The 19,275-nt window shown below is 64.2% G+C and carries 19 protein-coding genes; 13 read left to right on the forward strand and 6 right to left on the reverse strand.

Going from position 1 to position 19,275, the window contains the following annotated elements:
• Positions 1 to 81 precede the first annotated feature (81 nt).
• Together D2V07_RS15200 and D2V07_RS15205 are read right to left on the reverse strand one after the other, a co-directional pair.
• On the reverse strand, positions 82 to 2,010 hold the full coding sequence (locus D2V07_RS15200) for an ABC transporter permease (protein WP_147367039.1): 1,929 nt from the start codon (positions 2,008 to 2,010) through the stop codon (positions 82 to 84).
• 46 nt (positions 2,011 to 2,056) lie between these two features.
• Entirely contained in the window at positions 2,057 to 3,286 is a 1,230-nt protein-coding gene (locus tag D2V07_RS15205) for a TIGR04063 family PEP-CTERM/XrtA system glycosyltransferase (protein WP_119587779.1), read from the reverse strand.
• A gap of 88 nt (positions 3,287 to 3,374) precedes the next feature.
• Here D2V07_RS15205 and D2V07_RS18740 point away from each other — a divergent pair, with 88 nt between their 5' ends.
• Genes D2V07_RS18740 through D2V07_RS15215 form a run of 3 tightly spaced genes read left to right on the forward strand, consistent with a single transcriptional unit; the run spans position 3,375 to position 6,002 of the window.
• Positions 3,375 to 3,530 (forward strand): hypothetical protein, encoded by a 156-nt coding sequence (locus D2V07_RS18740; RefSeq protein WP_199698811.1) that lies wholly within the window; start codon positions 3,375 to 3,377, stop codon positions 3,528 to 3,530.
• Positions 3,523 to 4,887, forward strand: coding sequence for a putative O-glycosylation ligase, exosortase A system-associated (locus D2V07_RS15210; protein WP_119587780.1), 1,365 nt, complete (start codon positions 3,523 to 3,525; stop codon positions 4,885 to 4,887). The genes D2V07_RS18740 and D2V07_RS15210 overlap by 8 nt, the downstream gene beginning before the upstream one ends.
• Positions 4,851 to 6,002, forward strand: a complete 1,152-nt coding sequence (locus tag D2V07_RS15215; RefSeq protein ID WP_233548455.1) for an acyltransferase family protein — start codon at positions 4,851 to 4,853, stop codon at positions 6,000 to 6,002. Before D2V07_RS15210 ends, D2V07_RS15215 begins: the two co-directional genes overlap by 37 nt.
• On the opposite strand, the gene D2V07_RS15220 is transcribed toward D2V07_RS15215, so the two are convergent.
• A complete protein-coding gene (locus D2V07_RS15220) occupies positions 5,999 to 7,231 on the reverse strand; it encodes a polyhydroxyalkanoate depolymerase (protein ID WP_119587781.1) in 1,233 nt (410 codons plus the stop codon). The two genes, D2V07_RS15215 and D2V07_RS15220, sit on opposite strands and share 4 nt — an antisense overlap.
• Before the next feature lie 209 nt (positions 7,232 to 7,440).
• Between D2V07_RS15220 and D2V07_RS15225 the strand changes: the two genes are divergently transcribed.
• From D2V07_RS15225 to D2V07_RS15245, 5 genes are all read left to right on the forward strand, one after another.
• Entirely contained in the window at positions 7,441 to 9,237 is a 1,797-nt protein-coding gene (locus tag D2V07_RS15225; RefSeq protein WP_119587782.1) for an ABC transporter transmembrane domain-containing protein, read from the forward strand.
• Positions 9,238 to 9,390: 153 nt separating this feature from the next.
• A complete protein-coding gene (locus tag D2V07_RS15230; protein ID WP_119587783.1) occupies positions 9,391 to 11,514 on the forward strand; it encodes a M13 family metallopeptidase in 2,124 nt (707 codons plus the stop codon).
• A 105-nt stretch (positions 11,515 to 11,619) separates the two neighbouring features.
• On the forward strand, positions 11,620 to 12,465 hold the full coding sequence (locus tag D2V07_RS15235) for an undecaprenyl-diphosphate phosphatase (RefSeq protein WP_119587784.1): 846 nt from the start codon (positions 11,620 to 11,622) through the stop codon (positions 12,463 to 12,465).
• A gap of 143 nt (positions 12,466 to 12,608) precedes the next feature.
• Positions 12,609 to 12,893: a hypothetical protein gene (locus tag D2V07_RS15240; protein WP_119587785.1), complete on the forward strand. Its 285-nt coding sequence runs from the start codon at positions 12,609 to 12,611 to the stop codon at positions 12,891 to 12,893.
• 66 nt (positions 12,894 to 12,959) lie between these two features.
• Positions 12,960 to 13,205 (forward strand): hypothetical protein, encoded by a 246-nt coding sequence (locus tag D2V07_RS15245; protein WP_119587786.1) that lies wholly within the window; start codon positions 12,960 to 12,962, stop codon positions 13,203 to 13,205.
• Between the two features lie 66 nt (positions 13,206 to 13,271).
• Here the strand turns inward: D2V07_RS15245 and phhA are convergent, their stop codons facing one another.
• The 3 genes from phhA to D2V07_RS15260 are packed head-to-tail and all read right to left on the reverse strand — an operon-like array spanning position 13,272 to position 14,802.
• Positions 13,272 to 14,231: a phenylalanine 4-monooxygenase gene (gene phhA, locus D2V07_RS15250; protein WP_119587787.1), complete on the reverse strand. Its 960-nt coding sequence runs from the start codon at positions 14,229 to 14,231 to the stop codon at positions 13,272 to 13,274.
• A 47-nt stretch (positions 14,232 to 14,278) separates the two neighbouring features.
• Positions 14,279 to 14,497, reverse strand: coding sequence for a hypothetical protein (locus tag D2V07_RS15255; protein ID WP_119587788.1), 219 nt, complete (start codon positions 14,495 to 14,497; stop codon positions 14,279 to 14,281).
• Positions 14,494 to 14,802: a hypothetical protein gene (locus D2V07_RS15260; RefSeq protein WP_119587789.1), complete on the reverse strand. Its 309-nt coding sequence runs from the start codon at positions 14,800 to 14,802 to the stop codon at positions 14,494 to 14,496. The genes D2V07_RS15255 and D2V07_RS15260 overlap by 4 nt, the downstream gene beginning before the upstream one ends.
• Before the next feature lie 66 nt (positions 14,803 to 14,868).
• Between D2V07_RS15260 and recQ the strand changes: the two genes are divergently transcribed.
• The 5 genes from recQ (at position 14,869) to D2V07_RS15285 (ending at position 19,234) form a co-directional block, all read left to right on the forward strand.
• Positions 14,869 to 16,704, forward strand: a complete 1,836-nt coding sequence (gene recQ / locus D2V07_RS15265) for a DNA helicase RecQ (protein WP_119587790.1) — start codon at positions 14,869 to 14,871, stop codon at positions 16,702 to 16,704.
• A gap of 80 nt (positions 16,705 to 16,784) precedes the next feature.
• Positions 16,785 to 17,693 carry an SPFH domain-containing protein gene (locus D2V07_RS15270; protein ID WP_119587791.1) on the forward strand — a complete coding sequence of 303 codons (909 nt, stop codon included), beginning with the start codon at positions 16,785 to 16,787 and terminating at the stop codon, positions 17,691 to 17,693.
• Between the two features lie 6 nt (positions 17,694 to 17,699).
• A complete protein-coding gene (locus tag D2V07_RS15275; protein ID WP_119587792.1) occupies positions 17,700 to 17,900 on the forward strand; it encodes a toxin-antitoxin system HicB family antitoxin in 201 nt (66 codons plus the stop codon).
• Between the two features lie 29 nt (positions 17,901 to 17,929).
• Positions 17,930 to 18,178 (forward strand): hypothetical protein, encoded by a 249-nt coding sequence (locus D2V07_RS15280; protein ID WP_119587793.1) that lies wholly within the window; start codon positions 17,930 to 17,932, stop codon positions 18,176 to 18,178.
• A gap of 54 nt (positions 18,179 to 18,232) precedes the next feature.
• Complete coding sequence (locus D2V07_RS15285) at positions 18,233 to 19,234, forward strand: right-handed parallel beta-helix repeat-containing protein (RefSeq protein WP_407641605.1); 1,002 nt, start codon at positions 18,233 to 18,235, stop codon at positions 19,232 to 19,234.
• Positions 19,235 to 19,275: the final 41 nt, after the last annotated feature.

The raw sequence follows: 19,275 nt of genomic DNA on the forward strand, positions 1-19,275 counted from the left end.
ACTTTTTGCAAGTTTTGGTGCACCGCAAAAGAGCTTCGCGGTGCTAAAGCGACGCTTTCTCGCGGGCGATGTACTGCCGACCTATTTGCCCATGCGCTGGAGGTTCATCAGTGCTTCGCGCAGTGCGCGGTCGTTGTCGTCGTTGGACGGGCGCGGACGGTCGGTGCGATGGGCGGCGACATTGCCGTCGGCGACGGGCGGATCGAACGTGCGGGGCCCCGGCGCGGCAGGCGCCGCCTGCTTGTGGGCCTGCTGGTTGGGGAACAGCACGGCCGGCTCGGCATCGCCTTCTTCCGGTTCGGGCTCCTCCACGCGCACGAATTCTTCGGCGTTGCGCTTGAACGGGTTGGTGCCGGCTTCCGGAACTGCATCGGGTTCTTCGCGAGGCTCATCGGCCCCAAGTGCAGCAGGCGGAGGTCGGTCGAAGGCCGGGCGCGGCGTCGGCGCGGGCTCTGGGGGCTGTGCCAAGGGCAGCGTGAAGGATGCCGCAAGATCGGCGATGTCGTCGTCGTCTTCGCCATCATCGATGTCGTCGAAGTCCACGTGCGCGATGGTGCCGCGGAACGATTCGTAGCGCGGACGCGGTTCCTCATCGTCCGCTTCCTTCATGCCAGCCGCATCGGCGCTCGCCATCGCAGCAGGCGATGCCCCGAAATAGGCGGCCATGGCCTGCGATACGTCCTCTGCCGCGGCGGGATCGAATTCGTCGGGCACCGGGGTGTCGGTGCCGGCAGCCGCCGAAACCGTATTCTCGGCTATGCCGTGTGCCTCGTTTTCTTGCACGTCCGCGGCATCGAAATCGGCATCGGCGCTTACCTCCGGCTCGGGAGCTGCGGCCTTGCGTGCTGCGGTTTCCGCTACCCATTCGCGGTGCTTTTCAAGCGTGGAGCCCAGCCGCTGGACCAGTTGCACCAGCCCTTCGTCGCTGGATTCCTCGACAGGCGCGTCATCTGCGCCGAGGTCTTCGCCGCTCGTATCCTCGTCCTCGGCAAAGGTGCCGGTTTCAAATGACGGTTCGGATTCCGGCATGTCGAATTCCGATGCGTCGGAGCCATGGAAAATCTGCTTCTCGGACACTGTATCCTCGCTCTCTGGCCCGTCGTTTTCGTCCGGGTCGAATGTCGGTGCGTCGGCGCAATCGGTTCCGCCGTGGTCAGTATGAATTTCGCCCTCGGTCCGCGTCATCGACGGCGGAGAGAACGGCAGGGGCTCTTTCGCCGTTGCCGACGCGACGACCGGTTCGGCATAGTTTACGGCGACAACGGGCGCCTGGTGCACGGGGGTCGGCACGAACATCTGGCGCTCTGCCGGTTCGGGCGTTTCGTTCTCTGGCTGGTCCAGCGCGGCGCTTTCATCAAGTTCGAAGGGTTCGTCCTCGGCGATGTCTGCTTGCGCCATGGGTGCTTTGACCAAAACGTCCTGTTCCTCGGCTTCGGGTTGCTCGAAAACCGCGTCCTCGACAATTTCCTTGCTGACTTTCAGCAGGTGGCCGCTACGCCCTTGCATGCCCGGCAGGGACGCGATGTCGAGGAAGTCGCTCGGCCCATCCTCCGGTTCGATTGCCAGGGCGCGGCGTCGGCCCTTTACCGGTGTCGGCAGGTCATCGTGCGAGTCTTCGTCGTCGAACTCTGCATCGTCGAGGTCCTCACCCGCGCTCAACGGCTTGCGCGGCTTGCCATGGCTCACGCGCGCCATCTGCGGCGCGGCGATCTTGCGGGCCATGAACAGACCCAGCCAGCCGCCGACCAGAATGCCGACCAGTGCCATCAGCCCCTTGGCGGTAATGCCCAGCGGCGGCGCGGCCATGGGCAGGATCGATGCCAGCCCGCTGGCCGTGCTGACGCTTTCCAGCAAGGTGGTGGGGACGATCAGGCTGCCGATACCCAGCAGGCACGCAAACCAGAGGGCCACGATCCAGGGGAACGCGGGGTTCGCGGTGATGGGCGGCTTGCTGCCCCTGCTACGGGGAGCCTCAACCAGATCGTCCATTTGCATGGGGCTGCTAGCCACGTGCCAATCCTGTTTCTGCGCCGATTGATTCCCTCTTGCCAGCAGCTCAGGCGGCAGCAGGGATACGGCCATCGTTGGGCTGGCCTAGCAGGCTAAGGTAAACGACCTGATAACGCTGTGCATTGGTAGCCCAGTCATGCCTGTTACGAACGTGTTCACGCGCTGCGGTGCGGATCGCGTCCCAGTCCTCGCGCCGGTCTGCCAGGTCGGCCAGCGCGGCAGCACAGGCGGCAGGATCGTCGGGCGCGAACAGCACGCCGGTTTCGCCATCGCGCATCAGTTCACGGTGCCCGCCCACGTCGCTGGCGGCCACCAGTTGCATCTGGGCATTGGCTTCCAATGGCTTCAGCGGGGTGACGAGATCGGTCAGGCGGCTTTTCTTGCGCGGGTAGGCCATGATGTCGGTGAGGGCGTAGTATCGCTCCACTTCGCTGTGCGGCACGCGGCCGGTAAAATGGATACGGTCTGCCGCAAGTGAAGCGGCAGCTTGCGCGCGCAGCGATGCGTCCATCGGTCCGCCGCCCACCAGCAACAGGTGCGCGCCGGGATGCCTGTCGAGCAGCATCGGCATGGCGGCAATCAGGTCGTCCAGCCCCTCGTAATCGTAGAAGCTGCCAATGAAGCCGATTACCGGGCCTTCCGCTATGCCAAGATCGGTAGCCAGTGCCTCGTCGCGCGGCGCAGGTTCGCCGAAAGTCGTCAGGTCCACGCCGTTGGGCATGATGCCGATCTTGTCCGCCGGGAAGCCGCGTGACACGAGGTCCGCCTTCAGCCCCTCGCAGATCGTCATCACCGCATCGGCCCCGCGCACGGCCATGTTTTCCAGCTGGCGTGTGAGGCGATATTTCAGAGAGCCCTCGCGTCCGGTCAGATTGCCAACAGCGGCGTCTTCCCAGAAGGCACGGATCTCGTAGACCACCGGAATGTCCAGCTTGCGGCCGGCGCGGATCGCGGCAAGGCCATTGAGCGCGGGCGAATGGGCATGAAGCACGTCCGGGCGCCATTCCTGCGCCAGAGCGACGATGGCATCGGCCAGCGCATCGATCTCTCGCCATTCGCGGAGGCCCGCTGGCCCGCCGGGCTTGCCGGGAGTGCGATGGAACGTCAGGCCATCGACGACTTCTGTCTCGGGGCCAGCTTCTACATGGCGCTGCCCGGTAATACCGCGCACTTCCATCCCCATTCCCTGCTGCGCGCGCAGGATGGCGCGGGTGCGGAAGGTGTAGCCGCTGTGCATCGGCAGCGAATGGTCGAGAACGTGGAGTATCCGTGTCATCGCCGCCCCTCCTGCCAGAACAGGCTTAACGGCGCGTCAATAGCTTGTCCCTAAAGCGAAAGCCCGAACCGCAAGGACGCTTTGACCGGTGATCGACTATTTCTCCATCGCGCTGACGCACGGGCTGATCCTGCTCGCCTGCTGGCGCCTGCTGTTCCGGGACGACCTGGACAGGCAGGGGGGAGCATCCCGCCCAGCGGAAAAGCCGTGGCTGAAACAGGCGGACGACAGCGCCGATGCGTGATCTCGTCCTCCTGGCCTTCGTCGCCGCTATCGTGGCGATGGGATTCCGGCGCCCGTTCCTGTGGGTGCTGCTTTATATCTACGTCGATATCGTTGCCCCGCAGAAGGTGGGTTACGGCATCATCACCAGCATCTCCCTGTCGTTGCTGTGTTTCGTGGCCGCATTTGCAGGATACGTCCTGCTGGATTCCAAGGAGGGGAGCCGTTTTACCCTGCGCCAGGGGCTGATCGTTGCCCTGCTGGCATGGTGCGGCATCACCACGCTGAACGCGGATTTCCCCGCAGAAGCACTGGTGAAATGGGACTGGGTCTGGAAAAGCCTGGTGTTCGCCGCGTTCCTGCCGCTGACCTTGCGCACCAAGCTGCGGCTGGAAGCTGCCGCCCTGATCATGGTGCTGTCGGCGGCAAGCATCATCATATCGGCAGGGATCAAGACGGTGCTGTCGGGCGGCGGCTACGGCACGCTGGTCTCGCTGGTGCAGGATAATGCCGGGCTTTACGAAGGCTCCACCCTGTCCACCGTCGCGGTCGCGATGATCCCGCTGATCATCTGGGTGGCGCGCCACGGCACGATTATTCCAGAGCGAAAGCCGGCCATGCTGTTTGCCGGTGCGCTGGTCTTCGCCGCGCTGCTGGTGCCCATCGGCACGCAGACCCGGACGGGCCTCATCTGCATTGCCGTGCTGGGCGTACTGGTAATGCGCACGGTGAAATACCGCTTCGTCTACGCGGGGATAGCGGGCGTGGCCCTGCTGGTGGCGCTGCCGTTCCTGCCCGCCAGCTATACCGAGCGCATGTCCACCATCACCGAATACAAGGCGGACGAAAGCGCATCCACCCGCGTGGCGGTGTGGGGATGGACGCTGGACTACGTGAAGGACAATCCGCTCGGCGGCGGCTTCGATTCCTTCCTTGGCAACAGCTTTACCTACAACATGCGCAAGACCGTCGATCTCGGAAACACGGAGGCCGTGGTTTACGAAGAGGTGACGGACGAGGGCCGCGCTTTCCATTCCGCCTATTTCGAGGTGCTGGGCGAACAGGGTTATCCCGGTTTCGCCATGTGGCTGGCATTGCAGGGCCTTGGCCTGTGGCACATGCAGCGCATCCGCCGTCGTTACAGGGATTGCGACGAGGCAGAGGGCAAACGCTGGTATTCGCTGGCTACCGCGCTGCAGAACGGCCAGTTCGTCTATCTGGTGGGGGCAGCATTCGTGGGCGTTGGCTACCAGCCCTTCATGTTCATGCTGCTGGGCCTGCAGATCGCCTTTTACAGCCTGATGAAGCGCGACTGGGCGGGCGTGGAGCAGCAGCCGCGCCCATGGTTGCAAGGCAGGACGCAGGGCCAGCCCGCGTGATCGCCCCGCCGATCCCGCCGCAGCGAGAGCGCATTCCGCACCTTGCCGCGCTGACCGGTCTGCGCGGCGTGGCCGCGTGGTTCGTGGTGTTCTATCACGCGCGGCTCTCGCTGGCCGGGTGGATGCCCGAGGCGGGAATCGCCGTGGCCGCAAAGGGCTATCTCGCGGTAGACGTGTTCTTCATGCTGTCGGGCTTCGTCATGTGGCTCAACTATGGTGAGCGGCTGCGGGCCGAAGGGGCGGCGGGCGCGCCGGCCTTCTGGTGGCGGCGCCTTGCCCGCATCTGGCCGCTGCATGCCGCCGTGCTGGGGGCCATGGTCTGCTTTGCCTTGCTGCTGTTGGCGACCGGGCGCGACATGGCGAACTACCCGCTGGCAGAATTACCGCTCCACCTGCTGCTGGTGCAGAACTGGGGGCTGACCTCGGCGCTCACGTGGAACCATCCGGCGTGGTCGATCAGCACGGAACTGGCTGCCTACATGATGTTTCCGCTAGCCGTGGTGGCGGTGCGCTGGGAAGCGATACGGCCCTGGGCGCTGATTGCCGGTGTCGTTGTCGCCGCGCTTGTGCTGCACGGGATGTTCACGCTGGCCGGTGCCGAGAGGCTGGGCGACCAGATCCCCCGGCTGGGGCTGGCGCGCTGCGTCATCCAGTTCGGCATGGGCATGGCGCTGGCGAACCTGTGGCTGGTGTGGCGCGATCGCCGCGGCATGGCGCTGGCCTGCGCTGCGGCAGGTGCGCTTGTGCTGGCTTGCATGGTGCTGTTGGACGGGCCGGAGACGCTGTTCCTGCCCATGGCCTTTGCTGCCATTCTGCTGGCGCTCGCGCTCGACAGGGGGCCTGTCGCACGGTCTCTCTCCGTCCGCCCGCTGGTGTGGCTGGGCGATGCCAGCTACGCGACGTACCTCGTGCATTTCCCGCTGTTGATCGCACTGAAACTGGTGGCGGTGGACGAGAGCCTACAGATCGGCCCGGCGGTGTTCGCCGCCTACCTGCTGGTACTGTTGGCGCTGTCGGGCGGGCTCTACCGCTGGCTGGAGAAGCCAGCGCAGAAATGGCTCAACGCCCGGATGCCGGAACGCGTCCGCCCGTTGCCGGAGGGAAAGGCAAACTAGTCCTTCACGCTTGGGTGGGCGCGCATCCATTCTTCCACGACCGGGGCAATGCCATTGCGCCACTTGCTGCCGTTGAAGATGCCATAGTGGCCCACGTCGGGCGCCATGAAGTACTTCTTCTTCGCCGCCGGCAGGTGTTCCGCCAGCTTCAGCGCGGCGCGAGTCTGGCCGATGCCGGAGATATCGTCGTGCTCGCCCTCGATCGCCAGCAGTGCGGTGTCGCGGATGGCATCGGGATTGATGGCCTTGCCGCGGTGGACGAATTCGCCCTTGGGCAGCGAGTGTTCCTGAAACACGTGCTCGATGGTCTGCAGGTAGAACTCTGCCGTCATGTCGCAGACGGACAGGTATTCGTCGTAGAAACCCTTGGTCCGGTCCGCGCTGTCCTGGTCGCCCACGGTCATGTGTTTGAACATCTCGTAGTGGCTCATCATGTGGTCGGACAGGTTCATCGAGATGAAGCCTGCCAGCTGCAGGAAGCCGGGATAGACGCGGCGGCCCGCGCCCGGATAGTTCAGCGGCACCGTGGCGATCACGTTGTTCTCGAACCAGCTCAGCGGCTTTTCCATGGCGAGGTCGTTCACGCTGGTCGGGCTGGCGCGGGTGTCGATCGGCCCGCCCATCATGGTGAGCGAGGCCGGGCGGCAGGCGTCCTTCTCCTCCGCCATGATGGCGGCGGCGGCGAAAGCAGGAACCGACGGCTGGCATACGGCCAGCATATGGGTGTCGGGACCCAGGAACTGCAGGAACTCGATCAGGTAATCGATGTAATCGTCGAGATCGAACTGGCCGGCCTCTGTCGGCACCAGCCGGGCATCGGCCCAGTCGGTGATCCACACCTGCTGGTTTTCCACCATGCGCTGCACCGTGCCGCGCAGCAGCGTGGCGTAGTGCCCGCTCATCGGGGCGACGATCAGCAGCTTGGGCGCGTCTTCGGGCAGGCCGTCGCGGGTGAAGCGGCGCAGGTTGCCGAACGGCTTTTCCATCACCACGGTCTCGCTGACGTAGTGGGTCTTGCCATCCTTCTCCACCGGCTGGATATCGAAATCGGGCTTGCCGCGCTCTTCGTAGAGATGGGCGAACACTTTCAGCGCCGAAGCGAAGGCTGGACCCATGCCCATGTAGCCAAGCGGCAGCGCCGGATTGTCGAGCAGGCGCGCGCCCACGCTGGCCCAGTTGCTGGCCGATCCCAGCAGCGCACGTTGCATTTCGTAAGCGGAATAAAGCAAGTCTCGCGTCCCTAAGCATCGTCCCTGGCGGACGAGTTGAGGCGGGCTGCATGTGGCGCATGGCCCGCACGGTTACCCACCGAACATGGGCCATTGGCCCCGATTGTGCAATGCGGCGTACGACAAAAGTGGTTTATTGCAACCCATGTCGGGCACGGTGGAAAGTCTGCTTCAAAGCTGCAGGACTTTCGGCTAGTGCCCGGGTCACCATGGCGATCCCCGAAGTCACAAATCCTCCGGAAAAGGCCAAGAGCCTGAGTCCGCTCGTGATGATCTACCGCGAGGCGAAGAAATACCCTCTGCAGGTGGTGTTGGCATGGCTCGCGTTGCTGATAACGGCCACGATCACCTCGCTCGCGCTGCCCAGCGCCCTGCGCCTGATCATCGACCGAGGCTTTACCGGCGATGGCGAGATCGGCCGCTGGTTCCGCTACCTGCTGGTGCTGGTGGGCGTGCTGGGCCTGGCAACCGCGATGCGTTTCTACTTCGTCAGCTGGCTGGGGGAACGGGTCGTCGCCGATATCCGGCGCAAGGTCTACGACAACCTGCTGCGCCTCTCGCCCTCGTTCTTCGAGGAGAACAGCCCCAAGGAAATCAGCAGCCGCATGGTATCCGACACCGCGATCATCGAGCAGGTGGTGGGCACCACCGTCTCTGTCGCGCTGCGCAATATCATCATGGCTGTCCTTGCAACGGGTTACCTGTTCTGGCTTGCCCCGCAACTGGCCGTCTGGCTGCTGGTCGGCCTGCCCACGGTCATCATCCCGATCACGGTCTTCGGCAGGCGGTTGCGCAACGTCAGCCGCGAGAGCCAGGACCGGGTGGCCGATGTCGGCGGCATGGTGACCGAAACGCTCTCCGCGATGAAGATCGTGCAGGGTTTCAACCAGGAACGGCGCGAGGGCGAGCGGTTCGGCCTTTCGGTGGAGCGCACCTTTGCCGTTGCCAAGACGCGCGTGATGATCCGTGCCGTGATGACGGCGATGGTCATCACCCTGGTGTTCGGCGGGATTACCGGCCTTCTCTGGCGCGGTGCCGTGCTGGTGACCACCGGAGAGATCACGGGCGGCACCATCGGCGCCTTCGTGTTCGCCAGCGCGATTGCGGCATCATCCTTCGGCGCTTTGACGGAAGTGCTGGGAGACCTGTTGCGCGGCGCAGGCGCGGCCAGCCGCCTCAGCGAACTGATGGAGGAAAAGCCGGTCATCGAGGCGCCCGCCCGCCCGCAGGCCCTGCCGCAGCCGCCCCGCGGTAGCCTGTCGTTCCAGAATGTCACCTTCAGCTATCCCACCCGCCCGGGCGAACAGGCGATCAGCGACTTTTCGCTGACCATCGAACCGGGCGAGACAGTAGCCATCGTCGGCCCCTCGGGCGCGGGCAAGAGCACGATCTTCCAGCTTGCCGAGCGGTTCTACGACCCACAGTCTGGCACGGTGCGGATGGACGGCGTTCCGCTGACGCAGGCCGATCCCGCCGAGATACGCCGCCGCATGGCGCTGGTGCCGCAGGAAGGCGTGTTGTTCGCCGCCGATGCGCGCGACAACCTGCGCTACGGTGCGTGGGAGGCGGACGAGGAAGCCATATGGGAAGCCGCGCGTGCGGCCAATGCCGAACAGTTCCTGCGCGACCTGCCCGAAGGGCTCGATACCTTCCTTGGCGAAGGCGGAGCGCGCCTGTCGGGCGGGCAGCGCCAGCGCCTGGCCATCGCCCGCGCGCTGCTGCGCGATGCACCGATCCTGCTGCTGGACGAGGCGACCAGCGCACTGGACGCCGAAAGCGAGCGACTGGTGCAGGACGCGCTCGATCACCTGATGCAGGATCGCACGACGCTGGTTATCGCTCACCGCCTGGCCACGGTTCGCGCGGCCGACAGGATCGTGGTGATGGAAGGTGGCCGGATCGTGGAACAGGGCGACCACGCCAGCCTGACCTCGCAGGGCGGTCTTTACGCCCGCCTCGCGGCCTTGCAGTTCGACGATCCGGCAGCGCTCGCCAAAACAGCCTAACCCACTGTAGCGCAAGGGAACGGATGATCCGTTCATGTCTTGCGTCGAGCGGAATCGACATTACATCGAATTCATAACGACAGAAACCGTCTTGTCCGTGTGGACGAATTCGGTCGCAGCAGATTTCCCCCACAAAGAGGATTGCCCATTCACATGATCCGCAAGTTACTTGTAACTTCGGCGTCCGTCATCGGACTTGCCGTCGCCGCCCCCGCCATCGCGCAGGAAGAAGATTCCAGCGCAGCGCCCACCATGGATTTCGGCACCTGGGGTGTCGATACCACCCAGCTGGATAGCAGCATCGATCCGGGTGACGACTTCAACGCCTATACCAATTCCAAGTGGACCACCGCGAACGAAATTCCCGCCGATCGCCAGCGCTACGGCGCGTTCGACATGCTGCGCGAGCAGTCCATCCACGACGTTGAAAAGCTGGTGAGCGACCTCGTCGCTTCCAACCCTGCGCCGGGCACGACCGCGCGCCGCATCGTCGACGCCTACAATGCCTATTACAACATGGACGCGATCGATGCGAGCGGCCTTGCCCCGGCACAGCCGTTCCTGCAGGAAATCTATTCCGCATCCGATCTGGAAGGCCTGACGCGGCTGTTCCCGCAGGCAGGATACCCCGGTCTCGTTTCGGCCGGTGTCGGCGTCGATGCACGCAACCCTACCGACTATGTGGTCAGCCTTGGCTTCAGCGGCATGGGTCTGCCCGACCGCGACTACTACCTCGTCGATTCCGAGAGCAATCTGGAAATTCGCGCCGCCTACAAGGACTATCTCACCTTCCTTCTGGGACAAGCTGGCTACCAGGATCCGCGCGCCGCGGCCGAATCGGTCTATGCGTTCGAACGCAGCGTCGCCGAGGTGGAATGGGCGCGCCAGATGTTCCGCTTGCCGCAGCTTACCTACAACGAGCTGACGCCTGCTGAACTGACCGCAATGGCGGGTGATTTCCCCATCGCTGCCCTGCTGGAAGCAGGTCAGTTTTCCGACCAGACGCGTTTCCTAGCCTCGCAGATCCCGCCCAGCGCAGAGGAAATCGAGGCGCTCGGCCTGACGGCGGAGCAGCAGGCCATGATCGGCGGCGGCCTGCCGGCGATGATGCAACTGATGACCGAAACCCCGCTGGCCACGATCAAGGCGTTCATGGCCGCGCAGTTCCTGTCGAACAACGCCGCCGTGCTTTCCAGTGAATTGGATGACGCGCGCTTCGACTTCTACGGCCGCACCATCGGTGGCCAGGAAGCCCAGCAGGAACGCTGGAAGCGTGCCATCGGCGCAGTGGAAGGCACGCTGGGCGAGCAGCTTGGCGCGCTTTACGTCGACCGGTACTTCCCGCCAGAGAGCAAGGCGCGCATGGACGAGCTGGTGGCAAACCTGCAGCGCGCCATGTCCTCTGCGCTCGATGAAAACGAGTGGATGACCGCCGACACGCTGACCGAGGCCCGCACAAAGCTGGAAGGCTTCGTGCCGATGATCGGCTATCCGGGTGAGTTCGAGACCTACGACGGCCTCGAGATCACGCCCGACGATCCGCTGGCCAACCGTATCAACGCCACGAACTGGGCGATTGCCGATGCCCGCTCGAAGCTTGGCACCAAGGTCGATCCCAGCGAATGGGGCATGCTGCCGCAGACGGTGAACGCCTATTATTCGCCGCTGACCAACCGCATCGTTTTCCCCGCCGCGATCCTGCAGCCGCCGTTCTTCAACGCGGAAGCCGACCCGGCGGTGAATTACGGCGCAATCGGCGCGGTGATCGGTCATGAGATCGGCCATGGCTACGACGATCAGGGCTCGCAGTTCGATGCCACCGGCACCCTGCGCAACTGGTGGCAGGATTCGGACCGCGAAGGTTTCGAGCAGTTCACCCAGCGCATGGGCGAATTCATCGAATCCTATTGCCCGGTAGACAGCCCCGAAGGCCCGGTCTGCCTGCGTGCTGGCCAGTCGATGGGTGAAACCCTTGGAGATGTCGTCGGCCTGCAGATGGCGCACCGCGCCTATCGCCTGTCGCTCAATGGTCAGGAAGCTCCGGTGATCGACGGCCTGACCGGCGACCAGCGCTTCTTCCTCGGCTTTGCCCAGGTCTGGCGCGGCATGGAGCGCGAGGAATCTCTGCGCAACCGCGTGATGACGGCCAATCACCCGCCGGGTGAATTCCGCCTCAACAACGCCGTGCGTCACCTCGATGCCTGGTACGACGCGTTCAATGTCGGCCCGGACGATGCACTCTACCTGGCACCGGAAGATCGCATTTCGATCTGGTAAGGCGCAAAAAACTAACCATCCGACGGGGGCGAGGCTTGACTTCGCCCCCGTTTTGGTTGGAGGCGGGAGCACGCACGCTCTCCATCCAGGGACCACCGCTACCCGATGACTTTCCTCCAGATGCTGATCCTTGCCGTGGTGCAGGGGATCACCGAATTCCTGCCGATCTCGTCTTCGGGGCACCTGATCCTCGTGCCGGTGTTCCTCGATTACCCCGATCAGGGTCCGATGCTGGACATCGCCGTGCACATCGGTTCGCTGCTGGCGATCATCGTCTACTTCTTCAAGGATGCCTGGGGCCTGGCACGCGGCGGCTTCGCCACCGTGGGTATCGGCCACGCGCCCGAACAAAAGCGCCTGTTCTGGTGGATCGTGCTGGGCACCGTTCCCGCCGTGATCGCGGGGCTGGCGATCAAGACCGGCGCCCTCAACGGCGTGGCCGTGGCGCTGTTCGGCCTGAAGATAGAGGATGGCGACCTGCTCGCATCGCTGCGCTTTACCGACCTCATCGCATTCAACCTGATCTTCTATGGCATCCTGCTGGGCATCGCCGATTATTTCGGGCGGGAGGATCGCAGCTACGAGGACCTGACCTGGCGCGATGGCCTGCTGGTGGGCATGGCGCAGGCACTGGCGCTGATTCCCGGCACCAGCCGCTCCGGCGTCACGATGACGGCTGCGCGGGTACTCGGCTTCGGCCGGGTGGAGGCTGCGCGTTTCTCCTTCCTGCTGTCGATCCCCGCCGTGGCCGGGGCAGGCGTGCTGATCGTGCCCGATCTGATGGATGCGGGCGGAGAAATGGTAATGGAAGCGCTGATAACCGGCGGACTGACCTTCCTGGCCGCTTTCGGCACGATGGCATTCCTGATGAACTTCCTGAAGAGAGCCTCGATGCTGCTCTTCGTGATCTACCGGATTGCGATGGGCGTGCTGCTGCTGTGGATGTTCTAATGCGCTGTTAACCGCGCAATACACTGTATTACCAAGAAATTGCGCTAATTCCGATGATCTGTTGGCGACAAGTAGACCCAGCCGCATGGAACTGCATCCCCTTCCTTTCCGTTTAGTCTGTGAAAGGACCAAAGGTAAGGCACGTGGGCTACATCTTCATGATAGTTTCGGGAACCATCCTCGGATGGCAGACCGCGTTCATGGTGCACGCCGACAGCGTACGGGCGCAATGGCGTTTCATGGCCGTTGGCGTAGTGGGCGCGGTTCTTTCCGGCCTGCTTCTGACGCCTGAACTTACCCACGGAAATCTGGTTTCAGGAACCTATACGGTAGATGCGTTGTTGATGACCATGGCCGGGGCTCTGGCCGCGCTGGTGATGTACAACTACCTGTATCGGCGCGACACTACCAAGCCGGGCCTCGACTGAAGTGAGGAATGAATTCTAATGGCCGTTTCGAATGTCGCTGTGGCCATCTCAGGAAGGAAATACACTATGAAGAAGATTATCGCTTTCGCCTCTGCCGCCGCTCTGGGCCTGGGCCTTGCCGCCTGTGACAGCGCCGCTGAAAACCAGGCCGAAGACAACATCGAAGAGATGGAAGATTCGCGCGATGCGCAGGTGAACGAAATGGAAGCCGAAGGCGTGATCACCGACGAGCAGGCCGACGCCATGGACGACCAGACCGACGCCATGGAAGAAAACATGGAAGAGCAGGCCGACGAAATCGACGGCATGTAAGCCTGCATTTTGCAGTTCAGAGAACCGGCGCTGGAGCGATCCAGCGCCGGTTTTTTGTTGTCTGGATCAGACCGGTCTGGCGTCGCTTCCGCGGCCGCCACGCAGGAAATATTCCTGCGTGCCACGATGCAGCACGTTGTCGACATCGATTACCGCCGAATTGGCATAGGTAAAGCTGGCGCCGAGGTCGCGATAGAGCCGGTCGAAATCGCGCTCCACCGTCTGGCGATAGAGGTCCTCGAAGCTTTCGATCACGAAATAGGTCGGCTGCAGGTCGTCGATCACGTAGTCGGTGCGCATGACCCGGTCGACATTCAGCATGATGCGGTTCGGCGACTGGCCTTCCAGTGCAAAAACAGCCTCGGTCGGGCCGGATAGGATGCCCGCGCCGTAAATGCGCGGCTCGCCAGCTTCCATCATCAGGCCGAACTCCACCGTGTACCAGTAAAGCGCGCCAAGAGCCTTGAGCTTGTTGTAGCGCATGGCCTTCCAGCCCGCGCGGCCGTATTCCTGCATGTAATCGGCAAAGGTAGGGTCGGTCAGCAGCGGAACGTGGCCGAACACGTCGTGAAACACGTCGGGTTCCTGGATGTAATCGAACGTCTCGCGCGTGCGGATGAAGTTGCCCGCAGGGAACCGCCGGTTGGCCAGGTGCCAGAAGAACACGTGATCGGGGATGAGCATGGGAACCGGCACCACGCTCCAGCCGGTGCGCTTGCCCAGTTCCTCCGACAGCTCGCCGAAATCGGGCACGCCGCCCTTGCCAAGATCGAGCTTCTCCAGCCCTTCCAGCATGGCCGAACAGGCGCGGCCGGGCAGCACGTTCATCTGCCGGGCGAACAGGTCGTCCCAGATTGCGTCGTCTTCGGAAGTGTACTGCGTCTGCTGCGGCTCCAGCCAGTCCTCGGTCACATGACCGGGACGCTTCAGCGGCGCGGTGAATACATCGTTGGAAACCTCGGGCAGGGTGCTGAAGTCCTGGCCCTGGTGGGCAGTTTCGCGGGGTTTTTCGGCAATGTCCGTCATGTTGCAAATGATACCACATTTGCAGGGCCGGTGCGAATCATTGCAACCTATGTGCCGGGCGCCTCGGCCTGCGGGGTTTCGGGCGCTATTTCAGCAGGTTCGCGCGCGTCCAGCATCTCCTCGGCATCGCGCAGGGCAGCCGATTCACCCTGCGTGGGCGGAGCCGGTTCGCCTGTTCCCCCGCCGTCCCCGCAAGCGGCGCATGCGAAAAGGGCCAGACCCGCGAAGGCCCGGCCCGTTCTGCGGTGGAAACGCGCGGCGATCACTCGCCGGCGTTGTCCATTTCGTCCTGGGCCGCCTCGGCAGCCGCTATCGCGTCGTCCACGGTTTCCTGCGCGGCGTCGCCAGCGGCCTCGGCGGTTGCTTCGGCATCGTCCAGCGCCTCTTCCACGTCCGCATCGTCCTGGGCCATGGCATCGGCATCGGCGACCGGATCGGGGGCGCCGGCCATCGCATCGTCGGCAGGCACTTCGACGGTATCAGCCACGGCATCATCCGACGCATCGGTGGTGTCGCCGCAGGCAGACAGCGCGAACGCGGCGGCAACGGCAACATAGGCAAGTTTCTTCATGGGGGATTGACCCTTTCCTCGAGATTGAACCCGAATTGCCCATAGCCGTGCAAACGCCAAGTGGAAATGCCTGTTGCGGCGGTAGGCGCGGGGGCCTTGACCTGTCACAGGAGCACGGTGATAGAAACTGTCGGCCTTGATCTTGCGCGGGAGGAACTACGCCGCCTGTTCGGCTTTTCCGATTTTCGCGGGCGGCAGGCGGATGTCGTCACGCGCGTTCTGGCAGGGCAGAGCACGCTGGCGGTGATGCCAACCGGGGCGGGCAAATCGCTGACGTACCAGCTGCCGGCCACCATGCTGGAGGGCACCTGCGTGGTGATCTCTCCGCTGATCGCGCTGATGCACGACCAGCTGCGCTCTGCACGTGCCAACGGAATCCGTGCCGCCACACTGACCAGCGCCGATGCCGACTGGCGCGAGACGATGGATGCTTTCAGGGCGGGCGAGCTCGACCTGCTCTACGTCGCGCCAGAGCGCGCCAGCCAGGCGGGCTTTCGCGACCTGCTGACCAGTGCCCGGCTGGCGCTGTTCGCCGTGGACGAAGCGCACTGCGTATCCGAATGGGGCCATGATTTCCGCCCCGACTACCGCCAGCTTCGCCCGCTGATGGATGCCTTTCCCGATGTGCCGCGCCTGGCGCTGACGGCCACGGCGGATGCCCACACCCGCGCCGACATCCTCACGCAGCTTGGCCTGCCCGAAGAGGGTCTGATCGTTGCCGGATTCGACCGGCCGAATATCCGCTACGCCATCCGTCCGCGCGATTCGCTGCCACGCCAGTTGGCGCAGGTCTGCGCCGACAATCCCGGCCCGGGCATCGTCTATGCCCCAACCCGCCGCAAGGTAGAGCAGTTGGCGGAGCAACTGGCAGAGGCCACGGGCCGCCCGGTGCTGCCCTATCACGCGGGCCTGCCGCCGGAAGTTCGCGCGGAGAACCAGGCGAAGTTCGTAGCCAGCGAAGACATGGTGATGGTGGCAACGATCGCCTTCGGCATGGGGATCGACAAGCCCGACGTGCGCTTCGTCGCCCACGCAGCAACGCCCAAGTCGATCGAGGCCTATTATCAGGAAACGGGCCGTGCGGGGCGCGACGGCGATCCGGCGGTCGCGCTGATGCTGTGGGGCGCGGGCGACTTCGCGCAGGCCCGCATGCGCATCGGCGAGGTGGAGCAGGCGCGCCAGCACGGCGAGCGCCAGCGGCTGGATGCGCTGGCTGGCCTGGTGGAAACCGCCGGATGTCGCCGCGCGGTGCTGCTGCGCCATTTTGGCGAGGACCCGCCCGATACGTGCGGCAACTGCGACAACTGCCTCGATCCGCCGCAGGTAATCGAAGTGACGCAACTGGCGCGCAAGCTGCTTTCCGCTGTCTATCGCACGGGCCAGAGCTTCGGCTTCGGGCACCTGCAAAAGGTGCTGACCGGCGTGGCGGACGACCGCGTGGTGAGCAAGCAGCACGACCGGCTAACGGTATTCGGTATCGTCGAGGGGGAAGATGCGGCCTTGCTGCAAGCTGTTGCCCGCGCGCTCCAGGTGCGCGGCTGCCTCGTCCAGACCGAGCACGGGGGCCTGGCGCTGGCGGGAGATGCGCGGGCGATCCTGACCGGCGAAGCGCCGCTGGTGATGGCAAAACCGCCGCAGCGCCGCGGCAGTCGCAAGGGGCGCGGCGGTTCCACCCCCAACCCGGTCGGCGATCCGCTGTTCGATGCCCTGCGCGCCCTGCGCCGCGACCTTGCCGCCGAAGCAGGGGTGCCGCCCTACGTCGTCTTCCACGATGCCGTGCTGCGCGCCATGGCGGCGGACAGGCCCGTGAACCTGGCGGAAATGTCGCAGATCCCCGGCGTGGGGGCGAAGAAACTGGAGGCCTATGGCGAGGCTTTTCTGAAAGCCATCGCACGCAATTGACCACGCGCCGATTCTGCTTTGCAACCCGCCACGTCTGATATAATAGTGATATCATATTTATATCAGACAGGAGGGTTTATATGAGTAAGGAACACATCCCCATGGCTCGCAGCCGGGAGGTCCCGGCGAGCGGCTATAACGGGTATTTCATGCTGCTGGTGGCGCTGGTGCTGACGCTGGGCGGTGCCTTCGCGGTGATATATGGTATATCGGTGGCCAAGGTGGGCGGCTCGCCGGCACCGGTGATCCTCGGCATTCTCGTGGCGCTGATTGGCCTTATTTCGTGGATCGGCTTCTACATGATCCAGCCCAATCAGGGCGCGGTGATCACGCTGTTTGGCGAATACCGCGGCACCGACCGGACGGAGGGTCTGCGCTGGGTCTGGCCGTGGATGATGAAGCAGAAGATCAGCGCCCGCGCGCACAACATCCATTCCGAACGGATCAAGATCAACGACCTGCGCGGTAATCCCATCGACATCGCCTGCAACGTGGTGTGGCGCGTGCGCGATACGGCGCAGGCTGTGTTCGACGTGGACGACTATCACGAGTTCGTGAACATCCAGATCGAGGCGGGGCTGCGCACGGTAGGTGCGCGCCATCCGTACGACGATTTCGAGGAGGACGAGACGACCCTGCGCGGCAGCCCCGACGTGGTGAACTCCGAATTGCAGACCGAGCTCAACGAACGCCTTGCCGTCGCCGGGATCGTGGTGGACGAGGCTGGCCTCACCCACCTGGCCTACGCTAGCGAGATTGCCGGTGCCATGCTGCGCCGCCAGCAGGCCGAGGCGGTCATCGCCGCGCGCGCCAAGCTGGTGATGGGGGCGGTCTCCATGGTGGAGATGGCTCTCTCGAAGCTGTCCGAAGACGATATTGTCCACCTCGATGACGAGCGACGCGCGGCCATGGTGTCCAACCTGATGGTGGTGCTGTGCGGAGAGCGCGACGTGAACCCGGTCGTCAATGCGGGCTCGCTCTACCAGTAAGCTCTCATGCCCAAGGCACAGAAGAAAGCATTCGCCCTGCGGCTCGATCCGGCGCTCCACGACGCGGTGGAGCGCCTGGCCGCGGGCGAACTGCGCTCGGTCAACGCGGAGATCGAGGTGCTGCTGCGCGAGGCCCTGAAGCGGCGGGGGGTGCAGGTGCCGGTCAGCACGCAGCCGAAGCGCGGCAGGCCGCCGAAGAAGAACTGACACTTGAACAGGGGTGGAAGGCGTTGAAGATGGCGAAAGGACTGTTTGGAACAGATCCCTGGTTCGCACCCAAGAAATTCGGTTACGGTGCCGGCTGGCCCTGTGCGTGGCAGGGATGGCTCCTGCTGCTTGCATTTATCGGCGCGGCCATCGGACTTTCGCTTTTCGCGGATCGGCTTGGCCTTGTAACTTTCGTCGTGTTGCTGGCGGCGATCACCATACCGTTCCTCTGGCTTGCCGAGCGCCACACCCGCGGCGGGTGGCGTTGGCGAGGCTAGCCTTCAGGGGCAGGCTTAGCAGCCCGTTAACCCAATTCGGCTACGAGAGCGGGTATGATGACGCAGGAATCCCGCCTCGCCCCCAATGGCAACTCACACCGCCTTCAGCTTGGCCTGATCGGTGTTGTCGCCGCCCTTGCCGTGGCCGCTATTCCCATGGCCACCGTGTTTGCGCAGGACCGCGCATCGCCTTTCACCGTGGTGGAGACGGGACGCGGGTACGATCGGCTGCAGGACGCGGTGAATGCCATTGGCGACGCGCGCGGCTCCATCGCCATCGCACCCGGACGTTATGAACAGTGCGCAATCCAGGAAGCGGGCGCGGTGTCCTACCTCGCCAGCGAACCGGGCTCTGTCGTCTTCGATGGCGTAACCTGCGAAGGCAAGGCGGCGCTGGTCTTGCGCGGGCGCACGGCGGAAGTGTCCGGCATTGTCTTCCAGAACATGCGCGTGCCCGATTACAACGGCTCCGGCATCCGGCTCGAGAAGGGCAATCTCACCGTGGCCGAAAGCTGGTTTCGCGACAGCCAGCAGGGCATTCTGACACACAACGATCCCGCCGGACGGCTGGTGATCGATCGCAGCACGTTCACCCGCCTTGGCACTTGCGAGGGATCGGGCGGCTGTGCCCATTCCATCTACACCGGCGAATACGGCCATGTCCGCATCACCCGCAGCCGGTTCGAGGAAGGTCGCGGCGGCCACTACGTGAAAGCGCGCGCCGTGCGTGTCGACATCGCCTCCTCCAGCTTCGACGATGCCGCCGGGCGCGGCACCAATTACATGATCGACCTGCCTGGCGGGGCCGCCGGACAGATCAGCAACAACTGGTTCGTGCAGGGGCAGGACAAGGAAAACTACGGTGCCTTCATTGCCGTCGCCGCAGAAGGCCGCACGCACGACAGCTCGGGCCTTTCCGTGGTCGGCAACGATGCCCGCTTCGCCAGCGGCGTGGATCGCGAATCCATTTTCGTCGCTGACTGGTCGGGCGACATGCGCGGCGTGGGCGAAAACGCGCTCGACCGCCGCCTGACCCGCTATGAAGTGATCCGCTGATACGGCAATTCAGCGTCGCGAAAGCGACAGTGCCTGATACG

The sequence above is a fragment of the Aurantiacibacter zhengii genome (assembly GCF_003584125.1).
In the GTDB taxonomy this organism is placed as follows: Bacteria; Pseudomonadota; Alphaproteobacteria; order Sphingomonadales; family Sphingomonadaceae; genus Alteraurantiacibacter; species Alteraurantiacibacter zhengii.